14 protein-coding genes, 1 tRNA gene and 1 riboswitch are annotated in these 13,582 nt (G+C 69.0%); of the genes, 7 read left to right on the plus strand and 8 right to left on the minus strand.

All coding sequences use genetic code 11. The features are described 5' to 3' along the window. Positions 1–61: 61 nt before the first annotated feature. Positions 62–2,503 carry a transglycosylase domain-containing protein gene (locus ACGF8B_RS21375; RefSeq protein ID WP_392740737.1) on the plus strand — a complete coding sequence of 814 codons (2,442 nt, stop codon included), beginning with the start codon at positions 62–64 and terminating at the stop codon, positions 2,501–2,503. On the opposite strand, the gene ACGF8B_RS21380 is transcribed toward ACGF8B_RS21375, so the two are convergent. From ACGF8B_RS21380 to ACGF8B_RS21390, 3 genes are all read right to left on the minus strand, one after another. Further along, complete coding sequence (locus tag ACGF8B_RS21380) at positions 2,497–2,817, minus strand: DMT family transporter (protein ID WP_392740740.1); 321 nt, start codon at positions 2,815–2,817, stop codon at positions 2,497–2,499. The two genes, ACGF8B_RS21375 and ACGF8B_RS21380, sit on opposite strands and share 7 nt — an antisense overlap. A 39-nt stretch (positions 2,818–2,856) precedes the next feature. After that, a riboswitch (guanidine-III (ykkC-III) riboswitch) is annotated at positions 2,857–2,921 on the minus strand. A gap of 70 nt (positions 2,922–2,991) precedes the next feature. Then, positions 2,992–3,330, minus strand: a complete 339-nt coding sequence (locus ACGF8B_RS21385; protein WP_030923137.1) for a co-chaperone GroES — start codon at positions 3,328–3,330, stop codon at positions 2,992–2,994. 61 nt (positions 3,331–3,391) lie between these two features. Then, on the minus strand, positions 3,392–3,712 hold the full coding sequence (locus ACGF8B_RS21390; RefSeq protein ID WP_342285624.1) for a DUF3618 domain-containing protein: 321 nt from the start codon (positions 3,710–3,712) through the stop codon (positions 3,392–3,394). A gap of 128 nt (positions 3,713–3,840) precedes the next feature. Here ACGF8B_RS21390 and bcp point away from each other — a divergent pair, with 128 nt between their 5' ends. The 3 genes from bcp to ACGF8B_RS21405 all read left to right on the plus strand — a co-directional run bounded on the left by bcp (position 3,841) and on the right by ACGF8B_RS21405 (position 6,646). Further along, positions 3,841–4,308 (plus strand): thioredoxin-dependent thiol peroxidase, encoded by a 468-nt coding sequence (gene bcp, locus ACGF8B_RS21395; protein ID WP_392740744.1) that lies wholly within the window; start codon positions 3,841–3,843, stop codon positions 4,306–4,308. A gap of 163 nt (positions 4,309–4,471) precedes the next feature. Beyond that, on the plus strand, positions 4,472–5,968 hold the full coding sequence (gene proP / locus ACGF8B_RS21400) for a glycine betaine/L-proline transporter ProP (protein ID WP_392740746.1): 1,497 nt from the start codon (positions 4,472–4,474) through the stop codon (positions 5,966–5,968). 594 nt (positions 5,969–6,562) lie between these two features. Beyond that, a tRNA-Leu gene (locus tag ACGF8B_RS21405) sits at positions 6,563–6,646 on the plus strand. Between the two features lie 65 nt (positions 6,647–6,711). Here the strand turns inward: ACGF8B_RS21405 and rdgB are convergent. The 4 genes from rdgB to ACGF8B_RS21425 form a co-directional block, all read right to left on the minus strand. After that, positions 6,712–7,314 carry an RdgB/HAM1 family non-canonical purine NTP pyrophosphatase gene (gene rdgB, locus ACGF8B_RS21410; RefSeq protein ID WP_392740749.1) on the minus strand — a complete coding sequence of 201 codons (603 nt, stop codon included), beginning with the start codon at positions 7,312–7,314 and terminating at the stop codon, positions 6,712–6,714. Positions 7,315–7,335: 21 nt separating this feature from the next. After that, the gene (locus ACGF8B_RS21415; protein ID WP_392740752.1) at positions 7,336–7,728 is read right to left on the minus strand and encodes a hypothetical protein; all 393 of its coding nucleotides are present in this window, start codon (positions 7,726–7,728) and stop codon (positions 7,336–7,338) included. A gap of 102 nt (positions 7,729–7,830) precedes the next feature. After that, positions 7,831–8,568 carry a ribonuclease PH gene (rph, locus tag ACGF8B_RS21420; protein ID WP_124723307.1) on the minus strand — a complete coding sequence of 246 codons (738 nt, stop codon included), beginning with the start codon at positions 8,566–8,568 and terminating at the stop codon, positions 7,831–7,833. A gap of 140 nt (positions 8,569–8,708) precedes the next feature. Continuing rightward, positions 8,709–8,942: a glucose PTS transporter subunit EIIB gene (locus tag ACGF8B_RS21425; protein ID WP_014156020.1), complete on the minus strand. Its 234-nt coding sequence runs from the start codon at positions 8,940–8,942 to the stop codon at positions 8,709–8,711. 222 nt (positions 8,943–9,164) lie between these two features. Here ACGF8B_RS21425 and ACGF8B_RS21430 point away from each other — a divergent pair, with 222 nt between their 5' ends. Both ACGF8B_RS21430 and ACGF8B_RS21435 read left to right on the plus strand, forming a co-directional pair. After that, a complete protein-coding gene (locus ACGF8B_RS21430; RefSeq protein ID WP_392740756.1) occupies positions 9,165–10,475 on the plus strand; it encodes a PTS transporter subunit EIIC in 1,311 nt (436 codons plus the stop codon). 270 nt (positions 10,476–10,745) lie between these two features. Then, positions 10,746–12,011, plus strand: coding sequence for a PTS transporter subunit EIIC (locus tag ACGF8B_RS21435; protein WP_392740759.1), 1,266 nt, complete (start codon positions 10,746–10,748; stop codon positions 12,009–12,011). Between the two features lie 97 nt (positions 12,012–12,108). On the opposite strand, the gene ACGF8B_RS21440 is transcribed toward ACGF8B_RS21435, so the two are convergent. Then, positions 12,109–12,861, minus strand: a complete 753-nt coding sequence (locus tag ACGF8B_RS21440; protein ID WP_392740762.1) for an MBL fold metallo-hydrolase — start codon at positions 12,859–12,861, stop codon at positions 12,109–12,111. Between the two features lie 177 nt (positions 12,862–13,038). Here ACGF8B_RS21440 and ACGF8B_RS21445 point away from each other — a divergent pair, with 177 nt between their 5' ends. Then, on the plus strand, positions 13,039–13,548 hold the full coding sequence (locus tag ACGF8B_RS21445) for a type II toxin-antitoxin system PemK/MazF family toxin (protein WP_392740765.1): 510 nt from the start codon (positions 13,039–13,041) through the stop codon (positions 13,546–13,548). Positions 13,549–13,582: the final 34 nt, after the last annotated feature.

The raw sequence follows: 13,582 nt of genomic DNA on the forward strand, positions 1-13,582 counted from the left end.
CTTATTCCCCGGAAAAGGGCACTATGGGGGAACTGACCGCGGCCGAGGAGTCTGCACGGACATGAGCGACGAGCCACAGCAGCCGAGCGGGGAACACCAGCCCCGGGGCTGGGCCCCCAGGGATCCGGCTGCCCACGGCAGCACCGGAGCGTCCGGCGGACCGGGCGGCCATCCCGGCGACAGAAGCGGCAGCGGCGACGGCAGCGGCGCAGCAAAGAGATCCAAGCGCCCCAAACGCACCGGATGGCGCCGTGCCGTCCCCACCTGGCGGATGGTCCTCGGCGCCGTCCTCGTCGTCGCCGTGCTCCTGATCGGCGGCTTCATCGCCGGGTACGAACTCGTCGACATCCCGCCCGCCAACGCCAGCGCCACCGCGCAGTCCAACGTCTACCTCTACAAGGACGGCAGCGTCCTCGCCCGCTCCGGCGAGGTCAACCGGGAGAACGTCAAGCTCGCCCAGGTCCCGCTCACCGTCCAGCGGGCGGTCCTCGCCGCGGAGGACCGCGACTTCTACTCCGAACGGGCCGTCGACCTCAAGGCCATGGCCCGCGCCGCCTTCAACACACTCACCGGCAAGGGCAAACAGGGCGGCTCGACGATCACCCAGCAGTACGTCAAGAACTACTACCTGGGCCAGGAACAGACCCTCGTCCGCAAGGCCAAGGAGTTCTTCATCGCGGTCAAGCTCAACCGCGAGGAGTCCAAGGACCAGATCTTCGAGGGCTACCTCAACACCAGCTACTTCGGCCGCAACGCCTACGGCATCCAGGCCGCCGCCCAGGCCTACTACTCCAAGGACATCGGCGAGATCACCACCGCCGAGGGCGCCTACCTCGCCTCGCTGCTCAACGCCCCCAGCGCCTACGACATCGTCGTCCACCCCCAGAACAAGGCCGCCGCCCTCGGGCGCTGGAACTACGTACTCGACGGCATGGTCAAGGAGAAGTGGCTCGGCGCGGCCGAACGCGCCGCCATGAAATTCCCCGTACCCGGCAAGGTCAAGCCGTCCACCGGACTCTCCGGACAGCGCGGCTACATCGTCCAGGCCGTCGAGGACTACCTCACCGGCAACGACGTCATCGACGAGGACACCCTCGCCACCGGCGGCTACCGGATCACCACCACCCTGGAGAAGAAGAAACAGGACGCCCTCGTCAAGGCCGTCGACGACAACGTCATGTCCCACACCAGCCCCGACCGCAAGGCCGACCGCAACGTACGTGTCGGCGGCGCCTCCATCGACCCCGGCAACGGCCGTGTCGTCGCCATGTACGGCGGCGTCGACTACACGAAGCAGTACGTGAACAACGCGACCCGCCGCGACTACCAGGTCGGCTCCACCTTCAAGCCCTTCGTCTTCACCTCCGCCGTCGCCAACCGCTCCACCACCCAGGACGGCCGGCGCATCACCCCCAACACCATCTACGACGGCACCAACAAGCGCATGGTCCAGGGCCCCGACGGACCCACCGGCTACGCCCCCGCCAACGAGGACGACATCGACTACGGGCCCATCACCGTCTCCACCGCCACCGACAAGTCCGTCAACGCCGTCTACGCCCAGATGGCCGAGGACGTCGGCCCCGGCAAGGTCAAACAGACCGCCATCGACCTCGGCCTGCCCAAGAACACCCCCGACCTCACCGCGTACCCGTCCAACGCCCTCGGCGTCGCCACCGCCAGCGTCCTCGACATGACCGAGGCCTACGCCACCCTCGCCAACCACGGCCGGCACAGCGCCCACGTCCTCGTCGACCGGATCACCAAGGACGGCGAGGACCTCGAACTCCCCGACGGCGGCCACACCGGGCAGGCGGTCGGCCGCGAGGCCGCCGACACCACGACCTCGATCCTCCGGAGCGTCGTCGAGAGCGGCACCGGCACCGCCGCCCAGGCCGCCGGACGCCCCGCCGCGGGCAAGACCGGCACCGCCGAGGAGGACAAGGCGGCCTGGTTCGCCGGCTACACCCCCGACCTCACCACCGTCATCGCCGTCATGGGCCAGGACCCCGAGACCGGCGTGCAGAAGCCGCTGTACGGGGCGCTCGGGCTCGCCCGCATCAACGGCGGCGGCGCCCCCGCCCAGACCTGGGCCCAGTACACCGAGGCCGTCCTGCGCTCCACCCCGGCCACGGACTTCGACCTCGACCTCGAAAGGGGCGCCGAGGAAACCGCCCCGCCCACCGACGAGGAGACCAACCCCCAGAACACCGGAACACCCTCCGAGAAGACCTCAAGCACCCCGCCCAGCACCCCCGGATCCACCCCGCCCAGCAGCCCGGCGACCCCCGGCAGCAGCGAACCGGCGACCGGCGGCACCGACACCGGCAGCCCGAGCGACGGCACGACGGACAACGGCGGCACGCAGAACGGCGGCGGTGACAACGGCGGCCCGCGCGGCGGCGAGAACGGCGGGGAAGGGCCCGGAGGCGGCGGCAACGACGGCCGGGAAGGCAGCGCGTTCCTCCCCGGCACCCGGGGCACCCCGGCCCCGCGTCAGTGACCCGAGGTCGCCTTCAGCCCGACGACCGCCACCAGCAGCAGACAGACGAAGAAGATCCGGGCCGCGGTCACGGGCTCGTTCAGCACGACCATGCCCAGCACCGCCGCACCGGCAGCACCGATACCGACCCACACGCCGTACGCCGTACCGATCGGCAGCGTCCGGGCCGCATGGGACAGCAACACCATGCTCGCGACGATCCCGAGACCGGTGAACACGCTCGGCCAGAGCCGGGTGAACCCCTCGGTGTACTTCATCCCGATCGACCAGGCCACTTCCAGCAGACCGGCGACAACAAGCAGAATCCAGGCCATGACGGCACCTCCGACGAGACAGAACACGCGGACAACACGGGTGCGTCGTCTTTTCGAAGCCCGGTACGGCGCGTCTCGTCGGGGTCACACCACCGTAGCAAAGAACACGCAAAGGGCCTGGTGACACCGGTCACCAGGCCACAACCCCACTACTGCCGCCGTCGCCGCGGTCGGCTACAGATACAGCCCGGTGGAATCCACCGACCCCTCGAACCGGTCGGCCGCCACCGCGTGCAGGTCCCGCTCGCGCATCAGCACGTACGCCACCCCGCGCACCTCGACCTCCGCACGGTCCTCGGGGTCGTACAGCACCCGGTCGCCCGGCTCCACCGTCCGCACGTTCTGACCCACCGCGACCACCACGGCCCAGGCCAGCCGGCGGCCGACCGCAGCCGTCGCCGGGATGAGGATGCCGCCACCGGAACGCCGCTCGCCCTCGGGCGTATCGGACCGGACCAGCACGCGGTCGTGCAGCATGCGGATGGGCAGTTTGTCGTCGGTGTTCTCGCTCACGCCCCGCAACCTACCTGCCCGCGGCGGCGCCACGCCCCTCCGGGGTGCGCGGGCCGCGGCATCAGCCCCTGCGGCGCCGCTTCGACGCCACGACCAGACCCACGACACCCACCGCGAGCAGCGCCGCCGGGACCACCCGCTCCAGACGCGGAGCCCCGTCCTCGGACACGAACTGTGCCCTCACGTCCGACACCGCCCGGTTCACCGCGACGAACGCCCGCCCGGCCGTCCGGTCGACGGCCTCGGCGGCCTTCGCCTTCATGTCACCAATGATCGTGTCCGGGTGCACCCGGACCCCGATCTCATCGAGCACCACCGCGAGCTGCTCACGCCTGGTGATGATGTCCGCCTCGATCTGCGCAGGGGTCCTGGCATCCGACACTGCGCCGCCTCCGTGGTCCTCGTCCGGTAAACCTTCGTCGACAGTCTGTCAGCTCGACCGCCCACACACCCGGCGGCACCCCTATTACGCTCGGTCCCGTACACCCCACGTGCCACCCGAGGAGAACCATGAGCGAGCGACTCCAGCCCGGCGACACCGCCCCCGCCTTCACCCTGCCCGACGCCGACGGCAACGAGATCTCGCTCGCCGAGCACAAGGGCCGCAAGGTCATCGTCTACTTCTACCCGGCCGCCCTCACCCCCGGCTGCACCAAGCAGGCCTGCGACTTCACCGACAACCTGGAGCTGCTCACCGGCGCCGGCTACGACGTCATCGGCGTCTCCCCCGACAAGCCCGAGAAGCTCGCCAAGTTCCGCGAGAAGGAGAACCTCAAGGTCACGCTGGTCGGCGACCCCTCCAAGGAGACCCTTGAGGCGTACGGCGCCTTCGGCGAGAAGAAGCTCTACGGCAAAACGGTGACGGGCGTCATCCGCTCGACGATCGTCGTGGACGAGGACGGCAAGGTCGAGCGCGCCCTCTACAACGTCAAGGCCACCGGCCACGTCGCCAAGATCATCAGGGACCTCGGCATCTGACCCCCGCCCGTCGCGTGTTTCCACCACGTGTTCACGTCGCGTGCGTGCGAAACATGTGACCGGAACATGTGACGGACATCCCAATCGGCCGTCCCCCCGGTTTGCGACCGCCATGACCGCGCAGAAGCCTGTCCTGGAACACTCAACCAGGAAAGGACCGGCCATGGCGGCTTCCGACCCCCACCTGGCGGCCGACCCTGAAGCGGTCAAACGCCATCCCACCCTCTTCCGGGCCATCCGGCAGCGGAGAAACCCCAGGCTGCGCAGGTCGGACATCACCGTCACCGACGACCGGGCGGTCAAGCGGGCGGTGAAGGCGGCCTCGCTGGGGAACGCCATGGAGTGGTTCGACTTCGGGATCTACTCCTATCTGGCCGTCACCCTGGGCCATGTCTTCTTCCCGTCCGGGAACGACACGACCCAGCTCCTCTCCTCGTTCGCGACCTTCGCCGTGGCCTTCCTCGTACGGCCCCTCGGCGGCATGGTCTTCGGGCCGATGGGCGACAAGATCGGCCGCAAGAAGGTCCTCGCCCTCACCATGATCCTGATGGCGGTCGGCACCTTCGCCATCGGCGTCATCCCCTCCCACGACACCATCGGCCTCTGGGCACCCGCCCTGCTGATCTTCTTCCGCCTGGTGCAGGGCTTCTCCACCGGCGGCGAGTACGGCGGCGCGTCCACGTTCATCGCCGAGTACGCCCCCGACAAGCGCCGCGGCTACTTCGGCAGCTTCCTCGAATTCGGCACCCTGGCCGGCTACGTCGGCGCCGCCGGACTCGTCACCGCGCTGACCGCGGTCCTGGACACCGGCCAGATGGAGTCCTGGGGCTGGCGCATCCCGTTCCTCGTCGCGGGCCCCCTCGGCCTGGTCGGCCTCTATCTGCGGCTGCGTCTGGACGAGACCCCCGCCTTCCAGAAGCTGGAGGGCGGCACCGTCCACGCGTCGGAGGCCGCCGACCACGTCGAGACCACCGCCAAGGGCGACCTCGCGAGGATCTTCCAGCAGTACTGGCCGACGCTGATCCTCTGCATCTGCCTGGTCGGCGCGTACAACATCACCGACTACATGCTGCTGTCGTACATGCCGACCTACCTCTCCGACGAACTCGGCTACAGCGAGACCCACGGCCTCCTCATCCTGCTCGCGGTCATGGTCTTCCTGATGCTGATCATCAGCCAGGTCGGCAGGCTCTCCGACCGCTTCGGCCGCAAACCGCTCCTGATGACCGGCATGCTCGGCTTCTTCTTCCTCTCCCTCCCCGCCTTCCTGCTCATCCGCCAGGGCGGCATCCCCGCCATCACGACCGGCATGCTGATGCTGGGCCTCTCCCTGGTCTGCATGCTGGGCACGATGTCCGCCGCCCTCCCGGCCCTCTTCCCCACCCCGGTCCGCTACGGCTCGCTCTCCGTGGGCTACAACCTCTCCGCCTCCCTCTTCGGCGGCACGACCCCCCTGGTGATCACGGCACTGATCAGCTGGAGCGGCAGCAACCTGATGCCGGCCTTCTACGCGATGGCGGCGGCGCTGGTGGGCGTGATCGCCGTGGCCTGCATGAAGGAAACCGCCCGCAAACCCCTGGCCGGCTCCCCGCCCTCGGTGGAGACGGAGGAGGAGGCGGCGGAACTGTGCGCGGCCCAGACGCCCGAGCCGAAGTTCTGAACCGGGCACCCTCACCTGACGAAATGGCCCGCGCCGCTTCAGCCGCAACCGAAACGGCGCAGGCCATTCCACATCTTGTCGGACATCGGACATGACGCCCCGATATACGGCTCGGTGATCCGCACGAGGCTGCGAACGTGCGGCCGGATGCGGAGGGGAAGCATGGGGGGCGAGTCCGTACACGAGGGAGCGGCTCGCCGCTGCGGTCGCCGGGTCGAAGACTTGGGCAGACCTGATGCGTCGGCTCGGGCTCAAGAAGAGCGGCGGCCAGCGACGCGTACTTCAGCAGAAGGTGGCCGGACACGGCTTGGACACAACCCACTTCAGGCAGCGCAGTCCATGGCGAAAGTATCCGGACACGGCCATCGCGGCCGCAGTTGCATCCTCCTCCTCATTGCCTGGAACAGCCCTTCACACTCCAGATCGACCACATCAACGGTGACCGGCTCGGCAACCGACCCGAGAGCCTTCGCCACCTCTGCCCCAACTGCCGTTCCCTCGATGACACTTGGCGCCGCAACCGGCGACCTGCCGAATCGGTCACTGCATAACCCTTCGGGGCTGCACAGCCTCTCCTTGTAGACTGCCGGAGACGCGCGAGTGCTGGAATTGGTTAGACAGGCTGGTTTTAGGTACCAGTGCCCTAGCGGCGTGAGGGTTCGAGTCCCTCCTCGCGTACCTCCAGCGACAGGCCCGGCCCGCTTCCGTAGCGGGCCGGGCCTGTCACGTTCACGGAGACGTCGTCACCCCAACAGCTCCCGCACCACCGGTACCAACGCCCGGAACGCCTTGCCCCGGTGGCTGATCGCGTTCTTCTCCGCCGGGGTCAGTTCCGCGCAGGTGCGGGTTTCGCCCTCGGGCTGGAGGATCGGGTCGTAGCCGAAGCCGTTCGTGCCGGCCGGGGTGTGGCGCAGGGTGCCCGACAGACGGCCCTCGACCACGCGTTCCGTGCCGTCGGGGAGGGCGAGGGCGGCCGCGCAGGCGAAGTGGGCGGCGCGGTGGGCCCCGTCGATGTCGGAGAGCTGGGCCAGGAGCAGGTCCAGGTTGGCCTGGTCGTCGCCGTGGGTGCCGGCCCAGCGGGCGGAGAAGATGCCGGGGGCGCCGCCGAGCACGTCCACGCAGAGGCCGGAGTCGTCGGCGATGGCCGGGTGGCCGGTGGCCCTGGCCAGGGCGTGGGCCTTGAGCAGGGCGTTCTCGGCGAAGGTGACGCCGGTTTCCTTGACGTCGGGGACATCGGGGTACGCGTCCGCGCCGACGAGCTCATGGGTGAGGCCGGCGTCGGCGAGGATCGCGTGGAGTTCGGTGATCTTCCCGGCGTTGCGGGTGGCGAGGATGAGGCGGGTCATGCCACCCAGTATCAGGGGTGATCAGGAGGTGCAGACCTTGCCGATCTCCGCGGCGGCGTCGGTGACCGGGCTGATGTCGGGGGTGGCGTCGCCCTTGTCGATGGCGTCGCGGACGTTGCCGACGCCCGACTGGAGGTTGTCGACGGCCTTGCCGAGGTCGGCGTTGTCGGTCTTGTCGCCGAGGTTGCCGAGTTCCTTCTGGATCTCGTCGAGGGCCTCGGAAGCCTGGGTGGGGTCGCTCGTGGCGTTGGAGACGGCCTGCTGGAGGTTGTCGACGCTGGTGGCGATGGCGTCGGCGGTGCGGACGCAGTCCAGTGCCTTGTCCACGGCGCCGCAGCCGGAGGCGGCGGTGAGGGCGAGGGCGGTCAGGGTCAGCGCGACGGTGATGCGGCGGTGGCGGGCGGCCTTGGCCATGGTGCGGTTCCTCCCCGGATGCGGATACGCGGACGGGCGCACGGTTCGACCCGTGCGCCCGTGTTCGTAACGACGCGCTGTGGTGCGTATTTGGTTGCTTCTTTACTCGCCCAGGGTGCGGGCGAGGGCGTCGTTCTGGAAGACGGTGAGGTCCGCGCAGCCCGCGGTGGCGAGGTCGAGGAGGGCGCCGAGTTCCTTGCGGTCGAAGGGGGTCGCCTCGGCGGTGCCCTGGACCTCGACGAAGCGGCCGTCGCCGGTGCAGACGACGTTCATGTCGGTCTCGGCGCGGACGTCCTCCTCGTAGCAGAGGTCGAGGAGGGGGGTGCCGTCGACGATGCCGACGCTGATCGCGGAGACGGTGTCGGTCAGCGGCTTGCGGCCGTGCTTGACGATCTTCTTGTGCTGGGCCCAGCTGACGGCGTCGGCGAGGGCGACGTAGGCGCCGGTGATGGCGGCGGTGCGGGTGCCGCCGTCGGCCTGGAGGACGTCGCAGTCCAGGACGATGGTGTTCTCGCCGAGGGCCTTGTAGTCGATGACGGCGCGCAGGGAGCGGCCGATGAGCCGGCTGATCTCGTGGGTGCGTCCGCCGATCTTGCCGCGTACGGATTCGCGGTCGCCGCGGGTGTTGGTGGAGCGGGGCAGCATGGAGTACTCGGCGGTGACCCAGCCTTCGCCGCTGCCCTTGCGCCAGCGCGGGACGCCTTCGGTGACGGAGGCGGTGCAGAAGACCTTGGTGTCGCCGAAGGAGATGAGTACGGATCCTTCGGCGTGCTTGCTCCATCCGCGTTCGATGGTGACGGGGCGGAGCTGTTCGGGGGTGCGGCCGTCGATACGAGACATGGCGTCGACTTTATCGGGTGCGGGGGCGGCGCCCGTTCGGGTGCGGGGCGGCACCGTTCGAGTACGCGGCAGGCCCCGTCCGGGTGGGCGGGGCCTGTGCGGTGCCGAGCGGCCGGCTCAGCGAAGGGCTGGGCGGCCGGTCACATCATGTCTTCGATGTCGGCGGCGATGGGGTCGGCGTCGGTGCCGATGACGACCTGGATCGCGGTGCCCATCTTGACGACGCCGTGGGCCCCGGCGGCCTTGAGCGCGGCTTCGTCGACCTTGCTGGGGTCGTGGACCTCGGTGCGGAGGCGGGTGATGCAGCCTTCGATCTCGTCGATGTTCTCGATACCGCCGAGCCCGGCGACGATCTTCTCAGCCTTGCTGGCCATGGCCTTCTCCCTGGTTCTTCACATGCGTGCGACGGCCCACCCTGGGTCCGTTTCGTCACCGTAACGCACGTTTGGCCCAGCTTCGCGAGCGGGTGGCTGGACCGTCCCCAATGATGACGATCACCGGTGCCCTGTCTTCCAGGCGGGTTACGCACCGTACCTCAACTGGTCTACACCAGTCTGCAACGACCGCCGAACGCGCCTTGTTCCGGGAGGATGCCGATGAGTTCGAGCAGCGCCGCAGTGCCACAGAAGACGTGGTGGAACGGCCTCTTCCAGGGTCTCCAGAAGATGGGACGCAGTCTTCAGCTGCCGATCGCCGTCCTGCCCGCGGCCGGCATTCTGAACCGGCTGGGCCAGCCGGACGTATTCGGCGACGAGGGCCTGGGCTGGAACAACATCGCCAAGGTGTTCGCGGCGGCGGGCGGCGCGCTGCTCGACTCGGGGCTCGGCCTTCCGCTGCTGTTCTGCATCGGTGTCGCGATCGGCATGGCGAAGAAGTCGGACGGTTCGACCGCGCTCGCCGCGGTGGCCGGCTTCCTCGTCTACTACGCGGTGCTGCACGCCTTCCCGGTGGACTGCGCCCCGGGTTCGACGTTCACCTCCGGCGGCACCTGGTTCGGCACCTGTGTCACCGGCGACGCCAAGGTCACGGCGGCCGCGTACCAGAACCCCGGGGTGTTCGGCGGCATCGTGATGGGGCTGCTGTCCGCCTGGTTCTGGCAGCGGTACCACCGGGTCAAGCTGGTGGACTGGCTGGGCTTCTTCAACGGCCGCCGGCTCGTCCCGATCATCATGGCCTTCGTCGGGCTGCTCTTCGCGGGCCTGTGCGCCTGGCTGTGGCAGCCGATCGGTGACGGCCTGACCAGCTTCTCCAAGTGGCTGGTGGACCTGGACTGGGTGGGCTCCGGCATCTTCGGTCTCGCCAACCGCGCACTGCTGGTCATCGGCCTCCACCAGTTCCTGAACACCTTCGTCTGGTTCCAGTTCGGCGACTTCACCAAGCCGGACGGCACGGTCGTGCACGGTGACATCAACCGGTTCCTGGCGGGTGATCCGACGGCCGGCCAGTTCACCTCGGGCTTCTTCCCGATCATGATGTTCGCCCTGCCCGCGGCGGCGCTGGCGATCTACCACTGCGCCAAACCGCATCGCCGGAAGGCGGTCGGCGGCATGATGCTCTCGGTCGGCCTGACGTCGTTCGTGACGGGCATCACCGAGCCGATCGAGTACTCCTTCCTCTTCGTCGCACCGCTGCTGTACGGGATCCACGCGGTGCTCACCGGTGTCTCGATGGCGGTGACGTGGGCGCTCGGGGTGAAGGACGGCTTCAGCTTCTCGGCGGGTCTGATCGACTACGTCATCAACTGGAGCCTGGCGACCAAACCCTGGCTGATCATTCCGATCGGACTGGTCTTCGCCGCCGGGTACTACGCGATCTTCCGGTTCGCGATCACCAGGTTCAACCTCCAGACACCGGGCCGCGAACCCGACGAGCTGGAGGAGGAGATCGAGAGGAACCTCACGAAGTAGCAGATCGGACGGGCTGCCGACCCGTCCCGAGCAGTCCCGAAGGCCCCCGGACCCGCGTGGTCCGGGGGCCTTCTGCCGTGTCACCGAGCGTGGGCGATCGCTCATGCGAAGTAGTCGGAATGTACAGGTTCCTTATCCAACCTTCACCGTGCTACAACTGGTCTACACCACTGAGTGGTCCAGACCACGTGGCACTCTGCCGCGTTTCTAGAGTCGCCGCCTCCCCCCATCCAACGACCTGGGCGGCGCCTTGCCCCATGGAGGAAGTTGATGTCCACGGCAGACACCGCACCCGCGGTCACCAAGAAGAAGGGTGCCGGCGTGATGTCGGTCATGCAGCGCATCGGCCGCAGCCTCATGCTGCCGGTCGCGGTGCTGCCCGCAGCCGCGCTCCTGGTGCGTCTCGGCAACAACGACATGCTCGGCAGGGACTCGTTCCCGGACTTCGTCACCAAGATCGCGAGCTTCATGGCCGCGGGCGGCAACGCGATCCTCGACAACATGGCGCTGCTGTTCGCCGTCGGCATCGCGATCGGCTTCGCGAAGAAGTCGGACGGTTCGACCGCGCTCGCCGCCGTCACCGGCTACCTGGTCTTCCAGAAGGTGCTCGCCACCTTCACCGACAGCAACCTTCCCCAGGTCGCGACGGTGGTCGACGGCAAGGTCGTCATGACGGACGCCCCGGTGGACGCCAAGGTCCTCGGTGGTGTCGTGATGGGCATCGTCGTCGCGCTGCTCTACCAGAAGTTCTACCGGACGAAGCTGCCCGCCTGGGCCGGCTTCTTCGGCGGCCGCCGCCTGGTCCCGATCCTCTCCGCCTTCGCGGGCCTGGTCATCGGCATCGTCTTCGGTTACATCTGGCCGGTCCTCGGCACCGGGCTGCACAACTTCGGCGAGTGGCTGGTCGGTTCCGGCGCGGTCGGCGCGGGCATCTTCGGTGTCGCCAACCGTGCGCTCATCCCGGTCGGCATGCACCACCTGCTGAACTCGTTCCCGTGGTTCCAGGCCGGTGAGTTCCACGGCAAGAGCGGCGACATCAACCGCTTCCTGGCCGGTGACCCGACGGCCGGACAGTTCATGACCGGCTTCTTCCCGATCATGATGTTCGCCCTCCCGGCCGCCTGCCTCGCCATCGTGCACTGCGCCCGCCCGGAGCGCCGCAAGGTCGTCGGCGGCATGATGTTCTCGCTCGCGCTCACCGCCTTCGTGACCGGTGTCACCGAGCCGATCGAGTTCACCTTCATGTTCATCGCCCCGGTGCTGTACGCGATCCACGCGGTGCTCACCGGTGTCTCGATGGCCCTCACCTGGGGCCTCGGCATGAAGGACGGCTTCGGCTTCTCCGCCGGCGCGGTCGACTTCTTCCTGAACCTCGGCATCGCCAGCAAGCCGTGGATGCTGGTGCTGGTCGGCCTCTGCTTCGCGGTGATCTACTACGTGGTCTTCCGCTTCGCGATCACCAGGTTCAACCTGCCGACTCCGGGCCGTGAGTCGGACGAGGAGCTCGCCGAGCTCCTCAAGGCCGAGGCGAAGTAGGCCGCGCCCGGCACACGACGAAGCCCTCACCTCCCCGGCGGGAGGTGAGGGCTTCGTGCTGTCCGCGACGCTGCGCGCAGGAGTGGCACGAGAGGCACTAGATCTCGTACACCGCCCCCGGCACCGCCACCTCCGCCGGTCCGTCGAAGACCACGCGGGCGTCGGCCAGGTTGCGGCCGGCGTCGGTCCACGGCGGGATGTGGGTGAGGACCAGGCGTCCCACGCCGGCCCTGGCGGCGGTCTCGCCGGCCTCGCGGCCGTTGAGGTGGAGGTCCGGGATGTCCTCCTTGCCATGGATGAACGATGCTTCGCACAGGAACAGATCGACGCCCTCGGCGAGTTCGTCCAGGGCCTCGCAGACTCCCGTGTCGCCGGAGTACGTCAGCGAGCGGCCGCCGTGCTCGATGCGGATCCCGAAGGTGTCGACGGGGTGGCAGAGCTTCTCCGTGCGGACCGAGAAGGGGCCGATCTCGAACGATCCGGGCTTCAGCGTGTGGAAGTCGAAGACCTCGCCCATCGCGTGCTCGGACGGGGTGTCGGCGTGCGCGGTGGTCAGCCGCTGCTCGGTGCCCTCGGGCCCGTAGACCGGGATGGGGGCGGGGCGTCCGCCGTCGTGCCGGTAGTAGCGGACGACGAAGTACGCGCACATGTCGATGCAGTGATCGGCATGGAGGTGACTGAGGAAAATGGCGTCGAGGTCGTAGAGACCGACATGGCGCTGCAGCTCGCCGAGGGCGCCGTTGCCCATGTCGAGGAGCAGCCTGAAGCCGTCGGCCTCTACGAGGTAGCTCGAACACGCTGATCCCGCGGACGGGAACGAGCCGGAGCAGCCGACGACGGTGAGCTTCATGGAGCGTGAACCTCCGAGACGTGGGAACGGGGAGGGTTCGTGCGGTCTGTTGAGCGGTCCGTCGAGCGTAAGGCGCGAAACAGCCGGTCGCTCCTCCACGGCCGTCCGTTGTGGGGGAACTCACCTGCTCTGTCACCGGTTCGATGGAAGGGGTGCCGACGCCGGTACGGTCGGGGCATGGACATGTCCTGGTGGTGGATCGCGCTCGTTCTTGTCGTGCTGCTCGCGCTCGTCGCGGCGGTCGCCGATGGGCGGGGGCGTGGCGGGCGTCGGCCCCGTGGGGGTTCCCGCAGGTCGGCGGGGGCGGAGGGGGCGCGCTCGGGTGGGCGTCCGGGCGGCCGGACGCGCCCGCCGGCGGGGCCCGGACGTGGGCCGGAGCGGCGGCCGCGGCCGGGGGAGATCTGGTGGGCCGAGGTGCCGTACGAGGACGGGCCCGGGGCGAAGGACCGGCCCTGTCTGGTGCTGTCGGTACGGGGTGGCTCGGCGCTCGTCGCGAAGATCACCAGCAAGCATCACGCGGACCGGCCCGGGGTGATCGCGCTGCCCGCGGGAACGGTGGGTGACGCTCAGGGCCGGGCGAGTTTCCTGGAGACGGACGAGCTGCGGGAGGTCGCGGTACGCGGGTTCCGGCGCCGGGTGGGGGTCGTGGACCCGGCGGTGTGGGAGCGGGTGCGGAACCTCGGATGAGGTGAGGTGAGGTGCGCCCGCGCCGGGCGCACCT

This window comes from Streptomyces sp. NPDC047917, from assembly GCF_043204345.1.
GTDB classification, from domain to species: Bacteria; Actinomycetota; Actinomycetes; order Streptomycetales; family Streptomycetaceae; genus Streptomyces; species Streptomyces sanglieri.